The 26,152-nt window shown below is 53.6% G+C and carries 23 protein-coding genes and 5 tRNA genes; 7 read left to right on the top strand and 21 right to left on the bottom strand.

Annotated elements, in window-relative coordinates; all coding sequences use genetic code 11:
- Positions 1 to 251: 251 nt before the first annotated feature.
- From tuf (E6C51_RS05400) to rpsL, 4 genes are all read right to left on the bottom strand, one after another.
- Entirely contained in the window at positions 252 to 1,427 is a 1,176-nt protein-coding gene (tuf, locus tag E6C51_RS05400) for an elongation factor Tu (RefSeq protein WP_146929110.1), read from the bottom strand.
- Positions 1,428 to 1,498: 71 nt separating this feature from the next.
- A complete protein-coding gene (gene fusA / locus E6C51_RS05405) occupies positions 1,499 to 3,598 on the bottom strand; it encodes an elongation factor G (protein WP_146929149.1) in 2,100 nt (699 codons plus the stop codon).
- Between the two features lie 36 nt (positions 3,599 to 3,634).
- Positions 3,635 to 4,105: a 30S ribosomal protein S7 gene (gene rpsG, locus E6C51_RS05410; protein ID WP_146929146.1), complete on the bottom strand. Its 471-nt coding sequence runs from the start codon at positions 4,103 to 4,105 to the stop codon at positions 3,635 to 3,637.
- 83 nt (positions 4,106 to 4,188) lie between these two features.
- Positions 4,189 to 4,560 (bottom strand): 30S ribosomal protein S12, encoded by a 372-nt coding sequence (rpsL, locus tag E6C51_RS05415; RefSeq protein WP_042618537.1) that lies wholly within the window; start codon positions 4,558 to 4,560, stop codon positions 4,189 to 4,191.
- 652 nt (positions 4,561 to 5,212) lie between these two features.
- Here rpsL and E6C51_RS05420 point away from each other — a divergent pair.
- Both E6C51_RS05420 and E6C51_RS05425 read left to right on the top strand, forming a co-directional pair.
- Complete coding sequence (locus E6C51_RS05420; RefSeq protein WP_146929143.1) at positions 5,213 to 5,506, top strand: transcriptional regulator family protein; 294 nt, start codon at positions 5,213 to 5,215, stop codon at positions 5,504 to 5,506.
- Positions 5,439 to 5,945 carry an NUDIX hydrolase gene (locus tag E6C51_RS05425; RefSeq protein WP_230987071.1) on the top strand — a complete coding sequence of 169 codons (507 nt, stop codon included), beginning with the start codon at positions 5,439 to 5,441 and terminating at the stop codon, positions 5,943 to 5,945. The genes E6C51_RS05420 and E6C51_RS05425 overlap by 68 nt, the downstream gene beginning before the upstream one ends.
- Before the next feature lie 127 nt (positions 5,946 to 6,072).
- On the opposite strand, the gene rpoC is transcribed toward E6C51_RS05425, so the two are convergent.
- The 14 genes from rpoC to E6C51_RS05495 all read right to left on the bottom strand — a co-directional run bounded on the left by rpoC (position 6,073) and on the right by E6C51_RS05495 (position 21,414).
- Positions 6,073 to 10,284: a DNA-directed RNA polymerase subunit beta' gene (gene rpoC, locus E6C51_RS05430; RefSeq protein ID WP_146929137.1), complete on the bottom strand. Its 4,212-nt coding sequence runs from the start codon at positions 10,282 to 10,284 to the stop codon at positions 6,073 to 6,075.
- Between the two features lie 184 nt (positions 10,285 to 10,468).
- Complete coding sequence (gene rpoB / locus E6C51_RS05435; RefSeq protein WP_190235278.1) at positions 10,469 to 14,608, bottom strand: DNA-directed RNA polymerase subunit beta; 4,140 nt, start codon at positions 14,606 to 14,608, stop codon at positions 10,469 to 10,471.
- Between the two features lie 255 nt (positions 14,609 to 14,863).
- Complete coding sequence (gene rplL / locus E6C51_RS05440) at positions 14,864 to 15,238, bottom strand: 50S ribosomal protein L7/L12 (protein WP_146929131.1); 375 nt, start codon at positions 15,236 to 15,238, stop codon at positions 14,864 to 14,866.
- A 60-nt stretch (positions 15,239 to 15,298) separates the two neighbouring features.
- Positions 15,299 to 15,817 carry a 50S ribosomal protein L10 gene (gene rplJ, locus E6C51_RS05445; RefSeq protein WP_146929128.1) on the bottom strand — a complete coding sequence of 173 codons (519 nt, stop codon included), beginning with the start codon at positions 15,815 to 15,817 and terminating at the stop codon, positions 15,299 to 15,301.
- A 334-nt stretch (positions 15,818 to 16,151) separates the two neighbouring features.
- Positions 16,152 to 16,847 carry a 50S ribosomal protein L1 gene (gene rplA, locus E6C51_RS05450; RefSeq protein ID WP_146929125.1) on the bottom strand — a complete coding sequence of 232 codons (696 nt, stop codon included), beginning with the start codon at positions 16,845 to 16,847 and terminating at the stop codon, positions 16,152 to 16,154.
- 2 nt (positions 16,848 to 16,849) lie between these two features.
- Positions 16,850 to 17,281, bottom strand: coding sequence for a 50S ribosomal protein L11 (rplK, locus tag E6C51_RS05455; protein WP_146929122.1), 432 nt, complete (start codon positions 17,279 to 17,281; stop codon positions 16,850 to 16,852).
- Between the two features lie 142 nt (positions 17,282 to 17,423).
- Positions 17,424 to 17,954 carry a transcription termination/antitermination protein NusG gene (gene nusG, locus E6C51_RS05460; protein ID WP_146929119.1) on the bottom strand — a complete coding sequence of 177 codons (531 nt, stop codon included), beginning with the start codon at positions 17,952 to 17,954 and terminating at the stop codon, positions 17,424 to 17,426.
- 17 nt (positions 17,955 to 17,971) lie between these two features.
- Positions 17,972 to 18,172, bottom strand: a complete 201-nt coding sequence (gene secE / locus E6C51_RS05465; RefSeq protein ID WP_146929116.1) for a preprotein translocase subunit SecE — start codon at positions 18,170 to 18,172, stop codon at positions 17,972 to 17,974.
- 174 nt (positions 18,173 to 18,346) lie between these two features.
- Positions 18,347 to 18,422: transfer RNA gene (locus E6C51_RS05470), tRNA-Trp, on the bottom strand.
- Positions 18,423 to 18,545: 123 nt separating this feature from the next.
- On the bottom strand, positions 18,546 to 19,202 hold the full coding sequence (locus tag E6C51_RS05475; protein ID WP_146929113.1) for a hypothetical protein: 657 nt from the start codon (positions 19,200 to 19,202) through the stop codon (positions 18,546 to 18,548).
- Between the two features lie 165 nt (positions 19,203 to 19,367).
- Positions 19,368 to 19,661: a hypothetical protein gene (locus E6C51_RS05480; RefSeq protein ID WP_190235279.1), complete on the bottom strand. Its 294-nt coding sequence runs from the start codon at positions 19,659 to 19,661 to the stop codon at positions 19,368 to 19,370.
- Positions 19,662 to 19,886: 225 nt separating this feature from the next.
- Positions 19,887 to 21,062 carry an elongation factor Tu gene (gene tuf, locus E6C51_RS05485; RefSeq protein ID WP_146929110.1) on the bottom strand — a complete coding sequence of 392 codons (1,176 nt, stop codon included), beginning with the start codon at positions 21,060 to 21,062 and terminating at the stop codon, positions 19,887 to 19,889.
- A 170-nt stretch (positions 21,063 to 21,232) separates the two neighbouring features.
- Positions 21,233 to 21,306 (bottom strand) — tRNA-Gly (locus tag E6C51_RS05490).
- Positions 21,307 to 21,329: 23 nt separating this feature from the next.
- Positions 21,330 to 21,414: transfer RNA gene (locus E6C51_RS05495), tRNA-Tyr, on the bottom strand.
- Between the two features lie 207 nt (positions 21,415 to 21,621).
- Between E6C51_RS05495 and rlmB the strand changes: the two genes are divergently transcribed.
- The 3 genes from rlmB to E6C51_RS05510 all read left to right on the top strand — a co-directional run bounded on the left by rlmB (position 21,622) and on the right by E6C51_RS05510 (position 23,316).
- A complete protein-coding gene (gene rlmB, locus E6C51_RS05500; RefSeq protein WP_146929107.1) occupies positions 21,622 to 22,503 on the top strand; it encodes a 23S rRNA (guanosine(2251)-2'-O)-methyltransferase RlmB in 882 nt (293 codons plus the stop codon).
- 159 nt (positions 22,504 to 22,662) lie between these two features.
- Positions 22,663 to 22,854 carry a hypothetical protein gene (locus tag E6C51_RS05505; protein ID WP_190235280.1) on the top strand — a complete coding sequence of 64 codons (192 nt, stop codon included), beginning with the start codon at positions 22,663 to 22,665 and terminating at the stop codon, positions 22,852 to 22,854.
- A 315-nt stretch (positions 22,855 to 23,169) separates the two neighbouring features.
- Complete coding sequence (locus E6C51_RS05510) at positions 23,170 to 23,316, top strand: hypothetical protein (RefSeq protein ID WP_186827628.1); 147 nt, start codon at positions 23,170 to 23,172, stop codon at positions 23,314 to 23,316.
- A 56-nt stretch (positions 23,317 to 23,372) separates the two neighbouring features.
- On the opposite strand, the gene E6C51_RS05515 is transcribed toward E6C51_RS05510, so the two are convergent.
- A tRNA-Thr gene (locus E6C51_RS05515) sits at positions 23,373 to 23,448 on the bottom strand.
- 138 nt (positions 23,449 to 23,586) lie between these two features.
- Positions 23,587 to 23,662, bottom strand: a tRNA-Thr gene (locus tag E6C51_RS05520).
- Between the two features lie 168 nt (positions 23,663 to 23,830).
- Here E6C51_RS05520 and E6C51_RS05525 point away from each other — a divergent pair.
- Together E6C51_RS05525 and E6C51_RS05530 are read left to right on the top strand one after the other, a co-directional pair.
- Complete coding sequence (locus tag E6C51_RS05525; protein ID WP_146929101.1) at positions 23,831 to 24,604, top strand: NAD kinase; 774 nt, start codon at positions 23,831 to 23,833, stop codon at positions 24,602 to 24,604.
- Positions 24,605 to 24,613: 9 nt separating this feature from the next.
- Positions 24,614 to 25,132, top strand: coding sequence for a hypothetical protein (locus tag E6C51_RS05530; protein WP_146929098.1), 519 nt, complete (start codon positions 24,614 to 24,616; stop codon positions 25,130 to 25,132).
- Positions 25,133 to 25,277: 145 nt separating this feature from the next.
- Here the strand turns inward: E6C51_RS05530 and pyrF are convergent, their stop codons facing one another.
- Positions 25,278 to 26,084: an orotidine-5'-phosphate decarboxylase gene (pyrF, locus tag E6C51_RS05535; RefSeq protein ID WP_230987072.1), complete on the bottom strand. Its 807-nt coding sequence runs from the start codon at positions 26,082 to 26,084 to the stop codon at positions 25,278 to 25,280.
- Positions 26,085 to 26,152: the final 68 nt, after the last annotated feature.

Below are 26,152 nucleotides of genomic sequence, written 5' to 3' on the forward strand. Positions count from 1 at the left end.
GCTGGCCGGCCCCGTATTGTCAAAAATCACTGCAACGCCAATGAGCGCTACGGTCACTTATCTGCCTTGGGGGCCCTGCCAACACGATCTCAAACAGATCGACAAACTGAGCAGAGCCAAGGGCGACACAGCGAAACACTATGTGCCTTGTTCGTGGCGCGGACATACAACGTCCCCGCCCCTTCGTCAACTGATTCTCTAACGAAATACGCGCGGCACAAGGCCGCGCGCACAACAATTTATTTTATCGCTTAGGCGACGATCGATGCAACGATACCAGCACCAACGGTACGGCCACCTTCGCGGATCGCGAAGCGAAGCTTTTCTTCCATGGCGATTGGGTTGATCAGCGTAACCTTAACAGTCACGTTGTCGCCCGGCATAACCATTTCAGTGCCTTCTGGCAGCTCAACGATACCCGTCACGTCCGTTGTACGGAAGTAGAACTGTGGGCGGTAGTTGGTGAAGAATGGTGTATGACGGCCGCCTTCTTCCTTCGTCAGGATGTAGGCTTCTGCCATGAACGTGGTGTGTGGCTTGACAGAACCTGGCTTGCAGAGAATCTGACCGCGCTCAACGCCGTCACGGGTGATACCGCGGATCAGCGCACCAACGTTGTCGCCAGCCTGACCCTGATCAAGCAGCTTGCGGAACATTTCAACGCCGGTAACAGTCGTCTTCTGCGTCGCACGGATGCCAACGATTTCAACTTCTTCACCAACCTTGATGATACCACGCTCAACGCGACCAGTCACAACAGTACCACGACCAGAGATCGAGAATACGTCTTCGATTGGCAGCAGGAATGGCTGGTCAACTGGACGCTCTGGAGTTGGGATGTAGGCGTCAACCTGAGCCATCAGCTCGCGGATTGCGTCTTCGCCGATCTTCTTGTTGCTGTCTTCCAGAGCAGCAAGAGCAGAGCCCTTTACAACTGGAATGTCGTCGCCTGGGAAGTCGTAAGAAGAAAGCAGTTCGCGAACTTCGAGTTCAACGAGTTCCAGCAGTTCTTCGTCGTCAACCTGGTCAACCTTGTTGAGGAAAACAACGATGGCAGGAACGCCAACCTGACGAGCAAGCAGGATGTGCTCGCGGGTCTGTGGCATTGGGCCGTCAGCAGCCGAGCAAACCAGGATCGCGCCGTCCATCTGCGCTGCACCGGTGATCATGTTCTTGACGTAGTCGGCGTGGCCGGGGCAGTCAACGTGTGCGTAGTGACGGTTGGCTGTTTCATACTCAACGTGAGCCGTCGAGATGGTGATACCACGAGCCTTTTCTTCTGGAGCGGCATCGATTTGGTCGTATGCCTTGAACTCGCCGAAGAACTTGGTGATTGCTGCCGTCAGAGACGTCTTGCCATGGTCAACGTGGCCGATCGTGCCAATGTTAACGTGTGGCTTATTACGCTCAAATTTACTTTTTGCCATTTTCGGCTCTCCATTATCTCATCCCCGTAATGGGGGAAATTCCTGTTATGGTATCTGGCGGGTTACCCCGATCATTTCTGACCGGAGTATTTTGCCTGAATTTCAGCTGCAACGTTGCTCGGAACCGGTGAATAGTGGTCGAACACCATCGAGTACTGCGCACGGCCCTGAGACATGGAGCGCAGGTTATCAACATACTTGAACATGTTGGCCAATGGGACGTGCGCGTTAATCACAACGGCAACACCACGGCTTTCCTGACCCTGGATCTGACCACGGCGAGAGTTCAAGTCACCAATCACGTCACCGACGTAATCTTCTGGGGTTACAACTTCAACCTTCATCATAGGCTCAAGAAGCTGTGCACCGGCCTTCTTGGCTGCTTCACGGAAGCAGGCGCGAGACGCGATTTCGAACGCCAGAACAGACGAGTCAACATCGTGGTAAGCACCATCGACGAGGGTTGCCTTAACGCCCAGCATCGGGAAGCCAGCCAGCGGACCAGAGCTGAGAACGCTTTCGATACCCTTCTGAACGCCTGGGATGTATTCCTTCGGAACAGCACCACCAACGATCTTGGATTCGAACTTGAAGTCTTCGCCTTCTGGGTTTGGTTCGAACACGAGCTTGACGCGCGCGAACTGACCTGTACCACCAGACTGCTTCTTGTGGGTGTAGTCTTCTTCGTGCATTTTCGTGATGGTTTCACGATAAGCAACCTGAGGAGCACCAACAGTGGCTTCAACCTTGAATTCGCGACGCATACGGTCAACGATGATGTCGAGGTGAAGTTCGCCCATGCCTGCGATGATCGTCTGACCAGATTCGTGGTCAGTCTTGACGCGGAACGAAGGATCTTCAGCAGCCAGACGGTTGAGCGCGAGGCCCATCTTTTCCTGGTCGCCCTTGGTCTTTGGCTCGATAGCGATCTGGATAACCGGCTCAGGGAATTCCATGCGCTCGAGAATAACCTGGTTCAGAGGATCGCAGAGCGTGTCGCCCGTGGTGCTTTCCTTGAGGCCAGCGAGAGCAACGATGTCGCCTGCAAAGGCTTCTTCGATGTCTTCACGCGAGTTGGAGTGCATCTGAAGCATACGGCCAACGCGTTCGCGCTTTTCCTTGACCGTGTTCATCACCGACGCGCCCTTTTCGAGCTTGCCAGAGTAGATACGGCAGAAGGTCAACGAACCAACGAAGGGGTCGTTCATGATCTTGAACGCCAGCATCGACAAAGGCTCAGAATCGTCAGCGTGACGCTCGATCTCACCTTCAGTCTTCACGTCGATACCCTTGATAGCAGGGATGTCGAGCGGAGAAGGCAGGTATTCAACAACAGCGTCGAGCAGAGGCTGAACGCCCTTGTTCTTGAAGGCCGTGCCGCAGAACATTGGGTGGAACTTAACGTCGATCGTGCCACGGCGAACCAGAGCGCGGATCTTGTCATTGTCTGGCATTTCGCCGTTCAGGTAAGCTTCCATCGCTTCTTCGTCGATCTCGACAACAGTCTCGATCAGCTTTTCGCGATATTCGGCAGCCTTTTCCTTGAGGTCGTCCGGGATTTCAACAACATCCCAAGCAGCGCCCAGAGATTCATCGCGCCATACCAGCGCGTTCATCTCGATCAGGTCAACAACGCCCTTGAACTCTGTTTCAGCGCCGATTGGCAGCTGCATGACAACAGCGGTGGCGCCGAGACGGGTCTTGATCATTTCTACCGAGCGGTAGAAATCAGCACCAGTCTTGTCCATCTTGTTGCAGAAGATCATGCGCGGAACGTTGTACTTTTCAGCCTGACGCCAAACAGTTTCCGTCTGCGGCTCAACACCAGCGTTAGCATCGAGCAGCGCGATAGCGCCGTCGAGAACGCGAAGCGAACGTTCTACTTCAATGGTGAAGTCAACGTGGCCGGGGGTGTCGATGATGTTGAAGCGGCGCATCTTGCCATCGCGACCCTTCCAGAAGGTCGTGGTAGCAGCAGAAGTGATGGTGATACCACGCTCCTGCTCCTGCTCCATCCAGTCCATCGTGGCTGCGCCATCATGAACTTCGCCGATCTTGTGAGACTTACCTGTGTAGTACAGGATACGCTCGGTGGTCGTGGTCTTGCCGGCGTCGATATGCGCCATGATCCCGAAGTTGCGGTAGTCTTCGATTTTATATTCGCGAGCCATAGTGGACTGCCTTTCGATATTCGATCGTTTTTAAGATTACCAACGGTAGTGCGAGAAGGCGCGGTTTGCGTCGGCCATCTTATGCGTGTCTTCGCGCTTCTTGACGGCGCTGCCGCGATTGTTGGATGCATCCAGCAATTCGCCAGAAAGACGGTCAACCATTGTTGTCTCGTTGCGCTTGCGAGCTGCGTTGATCAACCAGCGGATGGCGAGCGCCTGGCGGCGCTCCGGACGCACATCGACTGGCACCTGATACGTTGCACCACCAACGCGACGCGAACGAACTTCAACATGAGGCGCTACATTTTCGAGAGCCTGATGGAAGATTGCGATCGGTTCCTGCTTGGACTTGCTCTCAACAACATCAAACGCACCGTAAACGATGCTTTCAGCAACGGACTTCTTGCCGTGCAACATGATGGCGTTCATGAACTTGGTGACGACCAGATCGCCGAACTTTGGGTCCGGGTTGATCTCGCGTTTTTCTGCTTTATGGCGACGTGACATATTTTTCGTCTCTCAACGGTTGGAACGCTTTAAAACGCGGAGAACCTCGCGCAGCGTTGGAAATCTAAATGTGGAATGCCGAATTACTTCGGACGCTTCGCACCATACTTGGAGCGGCGCTGCTTACGGTTCTTGACGCCTTGCGTATCAAGAACACCACGGATCACGTGGTAACGAACACCTGGCAAGTCCTTTACGCGGCCGCCACGAATCATGACAACAGAGTGTTCCTGCAGGTTGTGGCCTTCGCCCGGAATGTAGCCGATGACTTCGAAGCCATTGGTCAAACGGATCTTGGCAACCTTACGAAGAGCCGAGTTAGGCTTCTTAGGTGTCGTTGTGTAAACGCGTGTGCAAACGCCACGCTTCTGTGGATTTTCCTGCAAAGCAGGAACCTTATTGCGCTTTACCTGTGCCTGACGCGGCTTGCGGATCAGCTGATTTACGGTAGGCATAGAACCATCCCTTTTATTCTTGTCACTTGAGCCCCTGTGGCCCGCTTTTGCCGTTACGGCGGTGGCCGCACAATTTTCTACATGCGCGAAACATGGCCATACCCATTTTTCTGGATAGACCACAAAAGGCAGAGGACGCATATAGATACGTCGTGCGTGCAGCATTCATGTCTTCAAAGTGCGTTTTGGATCCTTGTTTGAGGGAAACTCCAGAACATGGCGTTCCGAAAAGCATAACCTCACATTGGCTCCGATGCGGGGCGTACTACTGTTTTCGCCCGGTTCCGTCAAGCCTTGGCAGGAAAATATTAGGCTGTGCAGGGCTTTGCAGCCCACAGCGACGCTCTTATGCACGATTATGAGACGAATATTGATTGCGTGCAAGAATTCTATCGCAATTTTTACAGGGAAAGTCCCAGAATCAGTTTGCAGGGCGCATTGCGATCTTGACCGCAAGGGCATGATCTATAACGTGCCCCTCGCCGATTAAACCTATTCCCCGATGTGCGCCGGAAATCGGGTATCCAGCGCCATAATTTCGAGTGTGACCTTTGCCCAGCGCATTGTTTACATTGATTTCATCCACCGGTCCATGACACCAGACAGGACGTGACATCAGACCGAAAGCCTCGCCGTTCGAAAGGACTCTGACATGATTTCCACACCCGACAACGACAATGCTTCCGAAAATCCGATGGTTTTCATTATCATCGCCAAAGCCTATGAAGAGGCTGGCTCGGAAGGCATCGACCTTCATATTCTTCTGTGCGCGCCGGATGATGATTCAGCGGTGCGCGGTGCGCTGAACGCGCTTTCCGAAGAGGGCTTCCTCGAGGCAGACCTCGACCAGATCGGCATGGTCACAGAAGTGCCGGTCGATGAACCCCATGCATCGGCTTATCAAGGCGCACTTGAAGGCGAAGTGGCCATTATTCGCTTCGATTGAGGCTTGGACGGTGCGTACACCACCGATTGATAAGGTTCTCATTTATGCGACATGGAAAGGTCGGCTCCTTGTTTTTGAAGAGCCGGACTTTCCAGAAATTCTGCCACAAGTCCCCGGCGGCACGGTTGAGCCTGGCGAAACCCACAGCGATGCAGCCCAACGTGAGTTTTGCGAAGAAAGCGGCTTGCGCACCGGCTCTGCCCCGCGCTTTCTGACATCCACCATCTATACTGCTGTTCGAGATGGCAAAGCGATCCTGCATAAACGCCATTTCTTCCATATTGTGCTCGAAGGTGAATTTTCTGGGAGCTGGACGGCTCAGGAAATGTCGCCACATGGTTCAGACATACCTATCCTTTTTCGGTTTTTCTGGGTTCCTATAGCCGACGCCTCCGGCATAGTCGGCTACGAGCAGCAGGCCGCCTTGCCCTTTCTATAAAAGCCTCATAGGCACCGAAGAGACATGTAAGGATAGATCTTGCCACATAGCGCCTGTCTGTTTGACGCAATAAAGCCGCCCGGCTTCCACCGGGCGGCTTTACTATGTGCTTAAAGCGTCACTGCCATCATTCAGCGGCAGGCGCATTATCTCCTGCCATGTCACGCAGCATCGGTGTGGCGATATCCGCACCTGTGCCCTTACGGCGCTCTTCGAGGATCAGTTCGTCACGCGACGAGGCAATCCGGCGAATAGCAGTCATGGTGCCACCTGTACCGGCCGGGATCAGACGACCAACAATGACGTTTTCCTTCAGACCCTGAAGGGTATCCATCTTACCGGCAATTGCAGCTTCCGTGAGAACCTTTGTGGTTTCCTGGAAGGATGCCGCCGAGATGAACGAAGGTGTCTGGAGCGAGGCCTTGGTGATACCCAAAAGAACGGGTTCGCCAACAGCCGGCTTCTTGCCTTCTTCAATCAACGCATCATTGATGTCTTCCATTTCGATGCGATCAACGTTGTCACCCACGATGTACTGGCTATCGCCCGCATCGGTGATTTCAACCTTCTGCAACATCTGGCGAACAATCACTTCGATGTGCTTGTCGTTGATGCCCACGCCCTGAAGACGATAGACTTCCTGGATTTCGTTCACGAGGTAAGAAGCCAAGGCTTCCACGCCCTTGATCGCCAGAATGTCGTGCGGTGCAGGGTTACCGTCGAGGATGTAATCACCCTTTTCGATATAGTCGCCATCCTGAAGGTGGAAGGGCTTGCCCTTCGGAATCAGGTATTCGACTGGCTCTACACCATCTTCAGCAGGCTCGATGATCACGCGACGCTTATTCTTGTAGTCGCGACCCAGGCGGATCGTACCATCAATCTCAGCGATGATGGCGTGATCCTTCGGACGACGCGCTTCGAACAATTCGGCAACGCGTGGCAGACCACCGGTGATGTCCTTGGTCTTGGCGCTTTCCATTGGCGAACGGGCCAAAACTTCACCGGGCGATACCTTCTGACCGGGTTCTACCGATAGAATAGCATCCACGGACAGCTGGAAGCGGGCATCGCTACCACGACCCAACTTGGCAACGTTGCCAGATGCGTCCTTGATCACGATCGCAGGCTTCAGATCCGAACCGCGTGGCGTGGAGCGCCAATCGATAACCTGACGCTTGGTGATACCGGTCGACTCGTCGGTGGCTTCCAGAACGGAGATACCGTCGACCAGATCTTCGAAGTGAACAGTCCCTTCCACTTCCGTCATGATTGGACGTGTGTATGGGTCCCACTCTGCGAGACGCTGGCCGCGACGAACCTTGTCGCCATCATCCACGAAGATTTTCGAGCCGTAAGCAACGCGCTGCGAAGACCGCTCAACGCCACGCTCATCGAGAATGGTGATGGCAATGCTGCGGCCCATGGCGACGAACACGCCGTCAGAGTTGCGCAACATGTTGCGGTTCTTGATCAGGATCGTGCCTTCATACGATGCTTCCAGGAACGATTGGTCAACCACGTTGGCCGTACCGCCCAAGTGGAAGGTACGCATGGTCAGCTGCGTGCCTGGCTCACCGATGGACTGAGCCGCGATAACGCCGACGGCCTCACCCATGTTGACCGGTGTACCACGCGCAAGGTCGCGACCGTAGCAAACCGAGCAAACGCCTGTCTGAACTTCGCAGGTCAGAGCCGAGCGAATGCGGATGGACTGAATGCCAGCCTTTTCGATCTCGATCACGTCAGCTTCGAGGATCATGCGGCCTGCTTCAACAATCCGCTCACCCGTAACTGGATGATCGATATCGTCCAGCGCCGTACGGCCCAGAACACGCACACCAATCGAGGCAACCACCTGACCGGCATCGACAATCGCCGTCATGGTCAGGCCCTTATCGGTACCGCAATCGACCATGTTGACAATGCAATCCTGCGCCACGTCAACCAGACGACGGGTCAGGTAACCGGAGTTCGCGGTCTTCAAGGCGGTATCTGCAAGACCCTTACGGGCACCGTGGGTCGAGTTGAAGTACTCGTTCACGGTCAGGCCTTCTTTGAAGTTCGAGATGATTGGCGTCTCGATGATTTCACCTGATGGCTTGGCCATAAGACCACGCATACCACCCAGCTGACGCATCTGGTTCGGAGAACCACGCGCACCGGAGTGAGACATCATGTAAATCGCATTCATCGGCTTCTGGCGGCCGGTTTCCGGGTCAAACTCAACGGCCTTAATGCGGGCCATCATGTCTTCCGCAACCTTTTCAGTCGCCTTACCCCAAGCGTCAACAACCTTGTTGTACTTTTCGCCCTGAGTGATCAGACCGTCGTTGTACTGCTGTTCGTATTCCTTCACCAAAGACTCGGTGTCGCCGACAATCTTTGCCTTGGTTTCAGGAATGACCATGTCATCCTTACCGAAGGAAATACCAGCCTTACAGGCGTGGCTGAAGCCAAGCTGCATGATCCGGTCGCAGAAAATGACCGTGTCCTTCTGACCGCAATGGCGATAAACCGTGTCGATCATCTTGGAGATGTTCTTCTTGGTCATTTCCTGATTGCAGATATCGAATGGCACATTGACATTCTTTGGCAGCAATTCACCAATGAGCATACGGCCCGGTGTGGTCTCATGGATGTGAGACACAGGGTTGCCCTCGGCATCCACAGTCTTGAAACGACCGCGGATCTTGGAGTGCAGTGTCACAACCTTGTTTTCCAAAGCGTGATGCAACTCACCGATATCGGAGAAGACCATGCCTTCGCCCGGCTCATTCTGGTTCATGATCGACAGGTAGTACAGGCCGAGAACCATGTCCTGTGAAGGAACGATGATCGGCTGACCGTTTGCCGGATGCAGAATGTTGTTGGTCGACATCATCAACACGCGCGCTTCCAGCTGGGCTTCCAGCGAAAGCGGCACGTGAACAGCCATCTGGTCGCCGTCGAAGTCGGCGTTGAAGGCCGTGCAGACGAGCGGATGCAGCTGAATGGCCTTGCCTTCAACCAAGATCGGCTCAAATGCCTGAATGCCAAGACGGTGCAGCGTTGGCGCGCGGTTCAAAAGAACAGGATGCTCGCGGATAACCTCGTCGAGGATATCCCAAACTTCCGGCTTTTCCTTTTCAACCAGCTTCTTGGCCTGCTTGACAGTCGAGGAGTAACCCTTGGCGTCCAGACGGGCGTAGATGAATGGCTTGAACAGTTCGAGCGCCATTTTCTTTGGCAGACCGCACTGGTGCAGCTTCAATTCAGGACCGGTCACGATAACCGAACGACCAGAATAGTCGACGCGCTTACCGAGCAAGTTCTGACGGAAGCGGCCCTGCTTGCCCTTGAGCATGTCGGACAGCGACTTCAGCGGACGCTTGTTCGCGCCGGTGATGACGCGGCCACGACGACCGTTGTCGAACAGCGCATCGACAGATTCCTGCAACATGCGCTTTTCGTTACGGATAATGATGCCTGGCGCACGCAGTTCGATCAAACGCTTCAAGCGGTTGTTACGGTTGATCACGCGGCGATAGAGATCGTTCAAGTCAGAGGTCGCAAAACGGCCACCATCCAGCGGCACCAGCGGACGCAGGTCCGGTGGAATCACGGGAACAACCTTCATGATCATCCACTCAGGACGATTGCCGGATTCCATGAAGTTCTCAACGATCTTGAGACGCTTCATCAGCTTCTTCTGCTTCAGATCCGACGTGGTATCGGCCAAATCCTGACGCAGATCGCCAGCAATGCGCTCCAGATTCATCGAAGCGAGCATTTCAAAGATGGCTTCAGCGCCGATCATCGCTGTGAACTGGTCTTCACCATATTCATCCACAGCCATCATATACTCTTCTTCAGAGAGCAACTGATTCTGTTTCAGAGCGGTGAGGCCCGGCTCAGTGACAATGTAGTTTTCGAAGTAGAGAACGCGCTCAACATCCTTCAGCGTCATATCGAGCAGTGTCGAAATACGCGAAGGAAGCGACTTCAGGAACCAAATGTGAGCGACAGGTGCTGCCAGCTCAATATGGCCCATACGTTCACGACGAACGCGCGACAGCGTAACTTCAACGCCGCACTTTTCGCAGATAATGCCCTTATATTTCATACGCTTGTACTTGCCGCACAAGCATTCGTAATCCTTGATTGGGCCAAAGATACGCGCGCAGAAAAGACCATCGCGTTCAGGCTTGAACGTACGATAGTTGATGGTTTCCGGCTTTTTGATTTCGCCATACGACCACGACAGGATCTTCTCCGGCGAAGCAATCGAAATCCGGATGGAATCGAAGTGCTGCGCAGGGACCTGCGGGTTGAAAAGGTTCATGACCTCTTGGTTCATGCCTATCTCCTTGTGGGGGCTTGCGCCCTCGGCTTGGCATCGGATGCGATTATTTACCGCAATAGCGCACCGAACCTTAAAACGACAATAACCGCTGATTGCGGCAACAATCCCTTCGTCAACTTAAAAAATCAAGCTGCGAGAGATGGGGCGCGCGTCACCACGCGCGCACCCTTTGTCACATTTATTCAGCAGCGTCCGGCAACGGTGCAGCACCTTCGGGCAGTTCAAGCTTGGAATTTTCCAGCTCGACCGACAGACCCAGAGAGCGCATTTCCTTGACGAGAACGTTGAAGGATTCCGGAATACCGGCTTCAAACGTGTCATCGCCACGAACAATGGCTTCATAGACCTTGGTACGACCGGCCACGTCATCCGACTTCACCGTCAGCATTTCCTGCAAGGTGTAAGCCGCGCCGTAAGCTTCCAGCGCCCAGACTTCCATTTCCCCGAAGCGCTGACCGCCGAACTGCGCCTTACCACCCAGCGGCTGCTGTGTGACGAGCGAGTATGGACCGATCGAACGGGCGTGGATCTTGTCGTCAACCAAGTGGTTCAGCTTGATCATGTACATGTAGCCAACCGTGACCTTACGGTCGAAAGGCTCGCCTGTACGGCCATCATACAGAACCGACTGACCGGATGGATTGAGGCCCGCACGCTCCAGCATGGCTGATACGTCCGACTCATGCGCACCGTCAAAAACCGGCGTTGCGATGGAAAGACCACGCTTGGACTGATCAGCTAGACGAAGAAGCGATTCATCGTCAAACTTGGCCACTTCGTCATGGGTCTCGCTGGCATAAAGATCGACCAGCTCGGTCCGCAACTCGGTGATATCGTGATGCTTTTGGTAATCCTCCAGCATCTGACCGATCTTCTTGCCCATACCGGCGCATGCCCAGGCAAGATGCGTTTCGAGAATCTGACCGACGTTCATACGCGATGGCACGCCGAGCGGGTTGAGCACGATGTCAACATGCGTACCATCTTCCAGGAACGGCATATCTTCCACCGGCACGATGCGCGATACAACACCCTTGTTGCCGTGACGGCCAGCCATCTTGTCGCCTGGCTGGATCTTGCGCTTCACAGCAACAAAGACCTTCACCATCTTCATGACGCCCGGAGGCATTTCGTCGCCGCGCTGGACCTTCTCGACCTTGTCCATGAAGCGCTGCTCAAGGCGCGACTTGGATTCGTCGTACTGACCGCGAAGGGCTTCCAACTCGCTCTGAGCCTTTTCGTCTTCGACAGCGAACATCCACCATTGCGAACGGGGATATTCAGACACCACAGCGTTGGTGAGCTCGACGCCCTTCTTGAAGCCCTTTGGACCTGCAATGGCGATATGGCCACGCAGCATGTCCATCAGACGGCCGTAGACGTTGCGGTCCAAAATGGCCTGCTCGTCATCACGGTCCTTGGCCAGACGCTCGATTTCTTCCCGCTCGATCGCCATTGCGCGCTCGTCTTTTTCAACGCCGTGGCGGTTGAAAACACGAACTTCAACAATGGTACCAAACGTGCCCGGAGGCATGCGCATGGATGTATCACGAACGTCAGACGCCTTCTCACCAAAGATGGCGCGCAGAAGCTTTTCTTCTGGTGTCATCGGGCTTTCGCCCTTAGGTGTGATCTTGCCAACGAGAATATCGCCCGGCTGCACTTCCGCACCGATGTAGACGATACCGGCTTCATCGAGATTGCGCAGCGCCTCTTCCGATACGTTCGGAATATCGCGAGTGATTTCTTCAGGACCAAGCTTGGTGTCGCGGGCCATGACTTCGAACTCGTCGATATGGATCGACGTGAACACGTCTTCGCTCACGATGCGCTCAGACATCAGGATCGAGTCTTCGTAGTTGTAGCCGTTCCAGGGCATGAACGCGACAAGCGCGTTACGGCCAAGAGCCAAGTCACCCAGATCGGTCGATGGACCGTCAGCGATGATATCACCCTTGTTCAGAACGTCACCAACCGACACCAGCGGACGCTGGTTAACGCAGGTGTTCTGGTTTGAACGCTGGAACTTCTGCAGACGATAGATATCAACACCAGACTTCGACGGATCGAGGTCTTCTGTGGCGCGGATAACGATACGTGTTGCGTCAACCAGGTCGACCACGCCGCCGCGACGGGCACCGATAGCAGCACCGGAGTCACGGGCAACGATTGGCTCCATGCCGGTACCGACAAACGGTGCTTCTGCGCGCAGCAGAGGCACAGCCTGACGCTGCATGTTGGAGCCCATCAGAGCGCGGTTGGCGTCGTCGTTTTCCAGGAACGGAATGAGCGCTGCCGCAACAGACACGAGCTGCTTTGGCGAAACGTCCATCAGGTTGATGGTGTCGCGTGGCGACAGCATAACTTCGCCAGCATGACGGCAAACGACGAACTCTTCGACGAAACGACCGTCTGCATCCAGCTCGGAATTGGCCTGAGCAACGTAATACTTGGCCTCTTCCATAGCGGAGAGGTAGATCACGTCCTTGGTCACGGCACCATCGACGATCTTGCGGTATGGGCTTTCAATGAAGCCATACTTGTTGACGCGTGCAAAGGTTGCCAGCGAGTTGATCAGACCGATGTTCGGACCTTCTGGCGTTTCAATCGGGCAAATACGACCATAGTGGGTCGGATGCACGTCGCGCACTTCGAAGCCAGCGCGTTCGCGGGTCAGACCACCTGGTCCAAGAGCCGAAAGACGGCGCTTGTGGGTGATTTCCGACAACGGGTTGACCTGGTCCATGAACTGGCTGAGCTGAGACGAACCAAAGAATTCGCGCACAGCAGCAGCAGCAGGCTTGGCGTTGATCAGATCCTGCGGCATCACAGTGTCGATTTCAATCGACGACATGCGTTCCTTGATGGCGCGCTCCATACGCAGCAGACCCAGACGATACTGGTTCTCCATCAACTCACCAACAGAACGAACACGACGGTTGCCGAGGTTGTCGATATCGTCGATCTCGCCCTTGCCGTCACGCAGTTCAACAAGCATCTTGACCACAGCCAAAATGTCGTCCTTGCGCAGCACGCGCACGGTATCTTCGGCCTGAAGATCCAGACGCATGTTCATCTTCACGCGGCCCACCGCAGAGAGATCGTAGCGCTCAGCATCAAAGAACAGCGAGTTGAACATGGCTTCTGCCGAATCCATGGTCGGTGGCTCACCCGGACGCATCACACGGTAGATGTCGAACAGAGCGTCCTGACGGTTCTCGTTCTTGTCAACAGCCAAGGTGTTGCGGATGTAAGCACCGACATTGATATGGTCGATACCAAGAACCGGAATCTCGTCAAAACCAGCTTCGAGGATGATCGGCAGAGTCTTTTCGTCGATCTCGTCACCAGCTTCGAGATAAATCTCACCGGTTTCAAAATTGACAATGTCTTCAGCCAGATAGTTGCCATAGAGATCTTCGTCGCTGGCTTGCAGCGCCTTCAAACCCTTGTCCTGCAACTGACGCAGCAAACGTGGGGTAAGCTTCTTGCCGGCTTCAACAACGACTTCGCCGCTGTCTGCATCGATCAGATCGACAATAGCCTTGGAGCCCTTCAATGTTTCCGGATTGAAGGGAACGCGCCACAGCTTACCATCGCGCTTGTAGTTCGACTTGGAATAGAATGTGGAAAGAATTTCTTCCCCATCCATGCCCAAAGCCATCAACAGCGACGTTACTGGAATCTTGCGGCGGCGGTCGATACGGGCGTGGACAACGTCCTTGGCATCAAACTCGATGTCGAGCCACGAACCACGGTAAGGAATGACGCGCGCAGCAAACAGCAACTTGCCAGACGAATGGCTTTTGCCCTTGTCGTGGTCAAAGAACACGCCTGGAGAGCGGTGCATCTGCGATACGATAACGCGCTCAGTACCATTGACAATAAAGGTACCGTTGTTTGTCATCAAAGGCATGTCGCCCATGTAGACAGACTGTTCCTTGATGTCCTTGATCGAGCGAGCGCCCGTATCTTCATCAATATCAAACACGATAAGACGCAGCGTCACCTTCAGTGGAGCTGCGTAGGTCAGATCGCGTTGACGGCATTCATCAACATCAAACTTTGGTGGTTCGAATTCGTACGACACGAACTCGAGCATCGACGCACCGGAAAAATCGGTGATCGGGAAGACTGATTTGAAAACAGTCTGAAGTCCCTCGTCCGGACGACCACCTTGTGGCTCATCCACCATGAGGAACTGATCATAAGATGCCTTCTGAACCTCAATAAGGTTCGGCATCTCAGCAACTTCTGGAATTTTTCCGAAAAACTTGCGTACGCGCCTGCGACCGTTAAAGGTAAGGGTCTGAGCCATCGTCGCTCCTTGTCAGTTTGCACCCGGGCCTGCAACAGACGGAAGCACCTGGCCAGGGGGCTCCGTCAATCATGGATCATCAATCTCGTTCAAAATAAATGCCGCAGGCCGGATTGCCTGGTGCATCTCTTGAGAACCATCCTCTTGAGAACCCATTACCCAAAAGTCGTTTTACGGACTTTTGGGTAATGACTTCCGCGAACATGACGCAAAGGGAGAGAGTATGAAACTCTCTCCCCCACGTAAAGTCCGTTATTACTTAACGTCAACCTTAGCGCCGGCATCTTCCAGCTTCTTCTTAAGGTCAGCAGCTTCAGCCTTGGAAACGCCTTCCTTAACTGGCTTAGGAGCGCCTTCAACCAGGTCCTTGGCTTCCTTGAGGCCGAGACCGGTGATGCCGCGAACTTCCTTGATCACGTTGATCTTGTTAGCGCCGGCATCGGTAAGGATAACGTCAAATTCAGTCTTTTCTTCTTCAGCAGCAGCAGGAGCAGCGCCGCCAGCAGCAGCAACAGCTACAGGAGCAGCTGCAGAAACGCCCCACTTTTCTTCGAGCATCTTGGAAAGCTCAGCAGCTTCCAGAACGGTCAATGCAGAGAGGTCTTCAACGATCTTAGCGAGATCAGCCATTTTACTAGTCCTTTAGTGTTCAGTTCGAACTGGTTTAAATATGAACAGCGAAAAACCGCCTTACGCGGCTTCGTCCTTCTTGGCATAGGCTCCAAACACGCGGGCGAGCTGAGCTGCCGGTGCCTGAACAACCCCTGCGATGCGCGTTGCAGGCGTCTGGATCATGCCCAGCAGCTTTGCACGCAGCTCATCGAGCGAAGGCAGGGTCGCAAGCGACTTGACTGCTTCAGCATTGAGAGGTGTTGCGCCCATGGTACCACCGAGAACAATGAGCTTGTCATTGGTCTTGGCGAAATCCACGACGACCTTTGGAGCCGTAATCGGATCGGCGCTGTATGCAATCAGCGTCTGTCCGGTGAAGAGATTTGACATCTCTTCCGACTCCGTGCCCTGAAGAGCGATCTTGGCCAGACGGTTCTTCGCGACTTTGACGGTGCCGCCAGCAGCACGCATTTTTGAACGGAAGTCGTTCATCTGCGCAACTGTGACACCAGCATAGTGGGCCACGACAACTGAACCAGAAGCCTTGAAGACTTCATTCAGCTCCGTGACGAATTCGCGTTTTTCCGCTCTTTCCACTGTCTGTCTCCAGTAGACAGGATTGGTAAACTTCAATCCTGTCGGGTTTGCCTTTATCCCTACGATATCCTCAAAAAGGATCGTTAGAGACGTTTGAGTTTCCTGCCCCCTCGCACTGAACAATCAGGCGCAAGGCTCACAAGGCTCGAACCGAACTTCCAAAACCGTCTACAGACGCTTTAAAAAATCGAGTCTCACCCGTCTCATGAGGGTCAATATTAAGGCCCGAAGGCCACCCACAATCTCGGACAGGAGTGTCTGGGGTTAAAACCAGACATTTCCGCTCCCGAAGGAGCGGAAATTCTTTCATTCGGGTCAAATGACCCGAAAATCTTTAAGCTGTTACAGTCGAAAGCTCGACGCGAACACCTGGACCCATGGTCGAGGAAATCGCAACGCGCTTGACGTAGTTGCCCTTGGCACCGGCTGGCTTTGCCTTGACAACAGCGTCAGCGAAAGCCTTGATGTTTTCTTCAAGAGCCTTGGCGTCGAACGAAGCCTTGCCAACGCCTGCATGAATGATACCGGCCTTTTCAACGCGGAATTCAACAGCGCCACCCTTGGAAGCCTTAACGGCACCAGCAACATCCATGGTCACAGTGCCAACCTTGGGGTTAGGCATCATGCCGCGTGGGCCGAGAACCTTACCAAGACGACCAACCAATGGCATCATGTCTGGTGTCGCAATGCAGCGATCGAAATCGATCTTGCCGCCCTGAACGATTTCAACCAGATCTTCTGCGCCAACAACTTCAGCACCTGCTGCGCGGGCTTCATCAGCCTTTGCACCACGGGCGAAAACAGCAACGCGAACGTCACGGCCTGTGCCGTTTGGAAGATTGACAACGCCGCGAACCATCTGGTCAGCATGACGTGGGTCAACACCAAGGTTCATTGCAATTTCGATGGTTTCATCGAACTTGGCAACGGCGCGCTCTTTTACCATGCTGATCGCATCAGCAAGAGCAACGAGCTTTGTAGGATCCACACCTTCGCGGACCTTCTGCATACGCTTTGCAACTTTTGCCATGATCAACCTACCACTTCCAGGCCCATGGAGCGGGCAGAGCCCTCAACCATTGCCATTGCGCCTTCGATGTCGGCTGCGTTCAGGTCCTTCATCTTGGCTTCAGCGATCGTGCGAACCTGAGCCTTGGTGATCGAACCAGCCTTAGCGCCCTTGCCCGGAGTCTTCGAGCCAGAGGTCAGCTTAGCTTCCTTCTTCAGCCAATAGGTCATTGGCGGCTGCTTCATGATGAAGGTGAAGGACTTGTCCTGGTAATAGGTAATGACGACCGGAATCGGCATACCCTTTTCCATTTCCTGCGTAGCGGCATTAAACGCCTTGCAGAATTCCATGATATTTACGCCACGCTGACCAAGCGCAGGACCAATTGGCGGGGATGGGTTAGCAGACCCTGCCTTGACCTGAAGCTTGAGCTGGCCTGCAACTTTCTTAGCCATTCTCTCTGCCTTTCATTCCAAACCGGTTACCCGGCTTAACTATGCCGGAACAATCCGGCGGCTGCGGTTGCGTGGTCCGTCTGCACAGCCCGGCTTAGAGACTGCCATCCTCCCACGCGATAGAGGGAAACCCTCTTTTCGATCAGACCTTTTCGACCTGACCGTATTCGAGTTCGACCGGGGTGGCCCGACCGAAAATAGAAACTTCCACCTTGAGGCGCGAGCGCTCTTCATCGACGTCCTGCACAACACCGTTAAACGATGCAAAAGGACCGTCGGAAACACGAACCTGCTCACCAATCTCGAAGGAGACCGACGACTTCGGACGCTCAACACCTTCCTGAACCTGACCGAGAATGCGCTCAGCCTCGTGATCAGGAATCGGAACAGGCTTATTGTCGGATCCAAGAAAGCCCGTAACCTTAGGCGTATTCTTGATCAAGTGATAAGCTTCATCCGTCAGATTTGCGCGAACCAGCACGTAGCCGGGGAAAAATTTGCGCTCAGCATCAACCTTGCGGCCGCGACGAACTTCAACAACCTTCTCGGTCGGCACCAGAATCTTTTCAAAGAGATGCTCAAGACCCTTCTGCCGAGCCTTCTCTTCAATCGATTCCGCTACTTTCTTCTCAAAATTGGAATAAGCGTGAACGATATACCAACGTGCAGCCATGTTCGTCTCCCGCCCTATTACTTGCCAAGATTAAGGACGAGGCTGAGAACCCAGCCAATGACCTGATCTGAAGCAAAGAAAAACAACGAGGCAAAGATCACCATAGCCAAAACCATCGCCGTAGAGATCAGAGTCTCGCGGCGCGAAGGCCAAGTAACTTTCGACGTCTCCGAGCGAACCTGCTGCAAAAACGTAAATGGATTAATCTTGGATGCCATCTATTGCCCACGCATCTACGGCACGTAAAGCTGAACATTCAGCCCCACGCACCGCGTGTCTGTTGAAGTCATACATAAACGGCAACACCCAACTTCACAAGAAGAAAATTGCCGCTCAAACAAATTAACACACGCCCCGAAAGACACAAAATATCTTTCGAAGGCGTTTGAAACTGGCAGGGGCAGTAAGGCTCGAACTTACGACCTGCGGTTTTGGAGACCGCCGCTCTACCAACTGAGCTATACCCCTTCACTCTAGCATCACAACCGTTTTTGAAACCGCCAACTGTTTGTTTGCTACGGGGCACCGTTTAAGAGACTGAACGGATAATGGCAAGTGTTTTTTTGAATTTTTTCAACGTATTTTACTTTCCTACCAATGATGGCTGTAGCCAGCATGAAATGCCGGCTTTGGAGCACTATAAACGTCGCCCAGCGATGCGGAGAGGTTCACGGATTTGAAAATATCCTTATTCAAACCGACTGATCCGGTTGTTTGGCTATTCACAGAATCAATGACCGTCTCACTATAGAGGGATGTCGACCAATCGGGGACAGAAAGATTGATTCTCTGCGTGGCAGAAAGCCCCCGCCCCTCGCCATGCACCTGAGAGGCGCGCAACACCGACGTGGATGCAAGCTCAACATCAGGCGACACATTCCATGAACGACTCGCTCGCAGCGAAACGCCGCCATTGCCCAGGGTTGGATTCACATCGGCATTGACCATGACGGGCGACCCCGGCCCGACATCAAATCCTTCAAGGCGAATGCGCGCCCATAGCTTGATGGGCATCGTATTGGCATCAACCTCACCTGACTTTCTGGGAATCAGTGAAGTGTCTATGCCCACTTTGGGCTCATAGCTGTTTCTCAACTGCACGCCGGTCCGCAGCATCACACCATTTTGGCCTGAGCGCGACACATTCCATATCAGCGGGCGATCACCATCGCTTGCATGTGCAACAGCGGTGGCGGTAACTTGGGACAACGATAGTGCGATAAAGGCTACGCACGTCCACTTCTTCATCGGACGTCCTCAAAGGTTTGAGCTTGTCTCTATCTCGACGCAAGGGTCGAAACGAACGGCAATTGTCTCCATCTTTGATGGCAACATGAACCTAACCTGAAAATGTGTCCCGCAAGCGGCAGAATTCATCACTTTTTTGCGACTACTAACAAATTCTGCGTCTTTTTATTCGGCATCATGTTCATCGCTGTCGCTCTTGCCAAGCACGCAATCGCGATTTACCCCGGTGCCCTGTGCATTTTCAAACACACAACGCATTTCCGGCGGCGTGCCGCTCAGTTTGGCAAGGTTCTTAAAGCCAACGCATTTGCCATTTGGTGCCCGATACCCCGGACCGCCCTCGCAGCCGCAGCCTTCACAATGGTCACCCTGTTTGCACTCAGCAGCAAGGACGTCGGACGGGCTGGTAACCGTGGCTGCGACGCAGATCAGCAAAGGCCCCTGCCGCTCGTCGCACAACGACTATTGTCCCTTTGCATAAAGATTTTGGCCGGAATCGATACGATACTCTCGTTTTTCGCACCAACGCTATAAAAAGTCCCATTGCGTGCGCCACGGCCTGAAACCCTCTGCCCGATGTTAACGCAAGAAGCTCCATCGTTGCAGGTTTGATCCACGTCAGCCAAGAAACGAAAAAAGCCCCGCCGTTGCCAGCGGGGCTTTCAAATCCATTACGGATTAAACTTAGGCTACGATCGATGCAACGATACCAGCACCAACGGTACGGCCACCTTCGCGGATCGCGAAGCGAAGCTTTTCTTCCATGGCGATTGGGTTGATCAGCGTAACCTTAACAGTCACGTTGTCGCCTGGCATAACCATTTCTGTGCCTTCTGGCAGCTCAACAATACCCGTTACGTCCGTTGTACGGAAGTAGAACTGTGGGCGGTAGTTGGTGAAGAATGGTGTATGACGGCCGCCTTCTTCCTTCGTCAGGATGTAGGCTTCTGCCATGAACGTGGTGTGTGGCTTGACAGAACCTGGCTTGCAGAGAATCTGACCACGCTCAACGCCATCACGGGTAATACCGCGGATCAGCGCACCAACGTTGTCGCCAGCCTGACCCTGATCGAGCAGCTTGCGGAACATTTCAACGCCGGTAACAGTCGTCTTCTGCGTCGCACGGATGCCGACGATTTCAACTTCTTCACCAACCTTGATGATACCACGCTCAACGCGGCCAGTCACAACCGTACCGCGACCAGAGATCGAGAATACGTCTTCGATTGGCAGCAGGAATGGCTGGTCAACTGGACGCTCTGGTGTTGGGATGTAGGCGTCAACCTGAGCCATCAGCTCGCGGATTGCGTCTTCGCCGATCTTCTTGTTGCTGTCTTCCAAAGCAGCAAGAGCAGAGCCCTTTACAACTGGAATGTCGTCGCCTGGGAAGTCGTAAGAAGAAAGCAGTTCGCGAACTTCGAGTTCAACGAGTTCCAGCAGTTCTTCGTCGTCAACCTGGTCAACCTTGTTGAGGAAAACAACGATGGCAGGAACGCCAACCTGACGAGCAAGCAGAATGTGCTCGCGGGTCTGTGGCATTGGGCCGTCAGCAGCGGAGCAAACCAGGATCGCGCCGTCCATCTGCGCTGCACCGGTGATCATGTTCTTGACGTAGTCGGCGTGGCCGGGGCAGTCAACGTGTGCGTAGTGACGGTTGGCTGTTTCATACTCAACGTGTGCGGTCGAGATGGTGATACCACGAGCCTTTTCTTCAGGAGCAGCATCGATTTGGTCGTATGCCTTGAACTCGCCGAAGAACTTGGTGATTGCTGCCGTCAGAGACGTCTTGCCATGGTCAACGTGGCCGATCGTGCCAATGTTAACGTGCGGCTTGTTGCGCTCAAACTTACTCTTTGCCATTTGAATGCTTCCTGATGATCGAAAGATGGTTGACCCGGCGAACCGGTTTAGCGCCGCCGTTTAAGGCTTTCGCGACAATTGCGCAAGCAATAAATGCACAAGCGAGACCGCTTGAGACATTTATAACAAAAAAACTGTATAAAGCGCTGAATTTGTTCTGGAAACTTATCTGGAGCGGGTAGCGGGAATCGAACCCGCGTATTCAGCTTGGAAGGCTGCTGCTCTACCATTGAGCTATACCCGCGGTGGTATTGATCCGAGGTCGAATGGTGGAGGGAGTTGGATTTGAACCAACGTAGGCTGAGCCAACGGATTTACAGTCCGTCCCCTTTAACCACTCGGGCATCCCTCCAGTTATTCGACCGGATCAAGCTACCAAGCTTTCTTCCCGGAGCCGCTTTGCAGTGGTGCGCTGCGTTCCGTTGGCGGCCTTATGACGGCCTGAACGAAAGAAGTCAACACGCTTTTTGCGGATTTTTTCGATAAAATTTTCATCGCCCTTTTACGCCGAAATCACGGGCTCACTATCCCGCGCGCGCGCGGCCAGCTATAAGGATGTATGAGCAAAGATACACCAAACGACAAATCGGGCCGTGATACCCACTATGCAACATTGCGCCGTCAGGTGCGTGATGCAAAGCGCGAACGCGGCGAAATTCCCACGCCTGAGCACCAGAAACGGCGCAAATCCAATGCTGATTGGACCCCGCCGCAATTGGCTGCTGATCAGGTCTACCTTTACGGCCTGCACACTGTGCGTGCCGCGCTTGATAATCCTCAGCGCAAGCTGATCAAGCTTTCGGCCACCCAAAATGCCCTCGCCCGGCTGGAAATTACAAATATCTCGGACCTGTCTTTTCCTGTGGATATCGTCAGCCCGCAGGATATCGACAAGGTGCTGGGGCCGGAAGCCATCCACCAGGGTGTGATGCTGGAAACACGGCCCCTGCCCCTTCGCCGGCTGGAAGCATTGAAAGAAAGCCCGTTGTTGCTGGTTCTGGATCAGGTGACCGATCCCCACAATGTCGGCGCGATTATGCGCACAGCCGTGGCGTTCGGCGCAGGTGCTGTGATTACCACCATGCGCCACAGCCCGACCGAATCAGGCGTGCTGGCCAAATCGGCCTCCGGTGCGCTGGAATTAATCCCTTATATTCAGATCACCAATCTTTCTGACGCATTGGGTGAGTTGCACAAACTGGGCTTCTTCACCATCGGGCTTGATTCGGAAGGCCCACAACCACTGGAAAACAGCTTTAGCGGTGAAAAAATAGCATTGGTGCTCGGATCTGAGGGCAAGGGTCTGCGCCAGAAGACGCGCGAAACCGTCAACGCGCTGGCACGGCTCGATATGCCGGGCGAGATTAAATCGCTCAATGTCTCGAACGCAGCTGCGATTGCGCTCTACGCCTCGCGTCAGCATCTGTTGAAAAAGGCCTGACCCACTTATTGGTACAGCAGTGTGATGCGGCACATGCCGCATCACACCCGATCGACGGCATTGCGGCTTATTTTTGAACAAGGTTAATTCGTGTCCGTTACGGGAACCAAACCCTCCACCTTTCGTTAGGTTAAGACGTAACAAAAAGGAGGACAAAACATGCCGACCCAGATCCCGGAAAAGCCACAGGACGGCCCACGCGGCCCAAACCATACACCCGGCGTGCCCGACCGCACGCAGGACGGAGCCATAAAGCCGCCTGTCACCGATGAGGGTGATACCAAGAACCCCAATGATCCGGTGCCGAATCCTGCGCTCCTGCCAATTGGTGATCCGGCAGGCATGGCGTAAACATTTATTCTGGAAAAGGCTTACTGATGCGGCATCCAGATGATCTTACCCGAAAGGCTGCGAATCGCGTTCGTGGCCTTTTTTGTGAGCAGAACGGATCGGCTTTGGGGTTTATAACCAAGCTGCAAGACTTCCGTGAGATACTGATACTACAGCGCCTCTCACCATATATGGCGCGCAAAGGTCGCTGTAACAGTTTTAATATGCTGCATAATTTTCGCCTTAAATCGATTCTGATTTAAGAAATTATGCAGTAAACGGTGATTGCCCAAACCCGCTTTGGCAATCTACGACAGCATAAAAGCAGGAGGTTCCATGAACGACAATGTTATTAAATTTCGCAAGCCCACTCCGCCGAAACAACCTCGCCCCGGTCTGCGCAAACTTCTTGCCGGGCTTGCTGTCGTTGCTTTTTTCGCGCTTGTCTGGGCCTATTTCGCCTTCCTTGCACCGCCAGCATAAAAGGCGACGCACGCCAAACGCTGGCGCGTTATAAAATACTTTAAAAACGGAAAGAGTGGTGCCCCCGGCAGGATTCGAACCCGCGACCCCCTGATTACAAATCAGGTGCTCTACCAACTGAGCTACAAGGGCAGTGCGGCCTATCTAACAGATTCGAACGCGCTGTAAAGTACAAATATGCATTATCAGAAGCGTTAGAGGATTTTTTCGCAGTGCAAAAACATGCGATTAAAACGCAGATAAAATCCAACAAAAACAACTGAAAGTGAGTGGTGCCCCCGGCAGGATTCGAACCCGCGACCCCCTGATTACAAATCAGGTGCTCTACCAACTGAGCTACAAGGGCAGTGCGGCCTAACTAGCAGATTCGCCTCGGCTGTAAAGGGGCAATTTGCATATTTTCACTATTTTCTAAGGGCAGTATCAGGAAAAACCTTGGCGCGTCAGGCGTTTATCATGTACCAAGACATTCGTTATCAACAGGTCTTCTGGCGTTTTCAACAGGTCTTCTTGCATGGTGCGCTCCCCTCGGTCGCTTTCCTTTGTTGCCGCCAACACGGTAGAGGCGCTTGCTTCCCGTGAGCAGTTGATTCAAATTTACGGCAACACGCGCCCTGAAGATGCTGACGTGCTTGTGGCATTGGGGGGCGATGGCTTCATGCTACAGGTGCTGCACGAAACCATGAATTCCAGCCGGCTGATTTATGGCATGAATCGAGGCAGTATCGGCTTTTTGATGAATGATTTCCGCGTTGATCACTTGCCAGAGCGAATCGCTGCTGCCACGGAAAATGGCTTTCACCCCCTGAAAATGACTGCCATAGGGGCAGATGGCACCGAGACCATCGCACTGGCGATCAATGAAGTCTCTTTGCTGCGGCAATCCTATCAGGCCGCAAAACTGCGCGTGTTGATTGATGGGCAAGAGCGTTTGGATGAATTGATTTGCGATGGCCTGATGGTTGCCACCCCTGTCGGATCGACTGCCTATAATCTCTCGGCCCATGGCCCTATTTTGCCGCTGGATGCACCGTTGCTGGCTTTGACGCCGGTTTGCCCCTTTCGTCCGCGTCGCTGGCGGGGAGCTCTACTGTCGGATCGCGTCAAGGTTTCTGTTGAAATCCTGGAGGCGGAAAAGCGCCCTGTGAACGCCGTTGCCGACAATACCGAGGTAAAATCCGTGGTGAGCGTGCTCATTGAGCAGGCAAATGATAAGACTGCGCGGATTCTTTCCGACCCTGATCATTCGTGGTCCGAAAGGATCCTTGCCGAACAATTTTCCAATTGATGGATACCGATGCAAAAACGTTCACTGATTCCAGCTTTGGTCCTGATTCTTCTGGGCAGCACGCCTCTGGCAGCGCGCGCTGACGCTTTGGATGGCTTGCCCTCTGATGTCACCTTTTTGATCAGCGGTGGCAGTTGGGAAGATCCCGGCGGACTGGATGCAAATGGAATCGTGCCAAGTCCGAAAGTCAGCGGCGGTGCGGCAAAACAAGCGAAAGAAACGCGTTACGGTCACTATCGGCTCATTGCCGTTCAACAGCCGAATCGCCCCGGCAAGGTATTTTTGCAGCAGATGCAGGTGACCGATTCGGGAAGTAAACCGATTGATACAATCGAGTTGCGGGAATTTAGTGATAAACAGGTCTATATTACCGATATTCGCACCGATGACACGTCAGGGCGCAATCGTGAGCTCGGCTTCTTTGCAAGCGTTTACCTGAAAACCAATCTCAAAATGCTCGAATCAGAGAGCTGGAATGTGGTCATTGATGAATTTGGTGAGATTCAGGTTATGCGTGAGAGCCATTAATTCCGCCCGTCACGGTTGTCTTCCTGTGGATAAGTATATGCCAAAGCCGACTTGAATTCAGCAAGCCGGGCGCGAATCAAATCGCGGTGATCACCCGGCGATATGTTTCTGTCTTCAACACGCGTCAATCCACGAGACACGGGCACTAGAGTCTGTCAGGTTCAAATTGAACCAGACAGACTCTAGATTTCCTTGTTTTCGTTTGTCTATTCGGGAAAACCGGATTCCACTTTTCCCTGACAAACTCTAAGAGATCGCCAGGAATTTGCCCGCGCAGCGCATGTATGCTGGCAATATCCCCACCTTGAGCACCAAGTCCGGGTGCCAGAATAATATTTCCCTTTAAAAATTGCCGCAGCCTACGCCCCTCTCGGGGCGCGGTCGCGCCAATCACAGCACCAATATTGCTGAGTACACCCTTTGTTTTTTCTCGATTCGACATGCTGCCAATCAAATCCGCCAGCCGCTCGGAAACCAGACGATTGCCTGCGACTTTGTCTTGTAGCCAGGTTGCCCCCGGATTGGAGGTTCGGCAGAGAACAAACAGACCCTTTTCAAAGGTATTTGCGCAATCCACGAAGGGCTGAAGCGTGTCTGGCCCCATAAGCGGATTAACCGTCAAACAATCCGCTTCAAAATCACCACTTCCACCTGCTGATGCCGGCATAAGATAAGCGCGGGCATAGGCCGCAGCCGTTGCACCAATGTCACCGCGCTTGGCATCGAGAATCACACCGATTCGCGCCGATCTCGCCCGCGCCATGGCTGCTGATAAAGCTTCAAGACCTGCAAGGCCGCAGGCTTCAAAATAGGCCGATTGAAATTTGACAAAACCAGCTTCCCCCTCGACGGCATCCAGCAAGAAATTGACATAAGGCCCGATCCAGTGACCATCGCCGCTTCTCTCAAAGAAAGATGGGATGTCGGATAGCGAGGGATCAATCCCGACCACAAGATCACCAAATTCACGCACATTGCTTGAGACAATATCGGTCCAGGATTTCCTTGCGGCAGTCTCCT

This window comes from Gillisella terrae (genome assembly GCF_004801395.1).
Taxonomy (GTDB): Bacteria; Pseudomonadota; Alphaproteobacteria; order Rhizobiales; family Rhizobiaceae; genus Allorhizobium; species Allorhizobium terrae.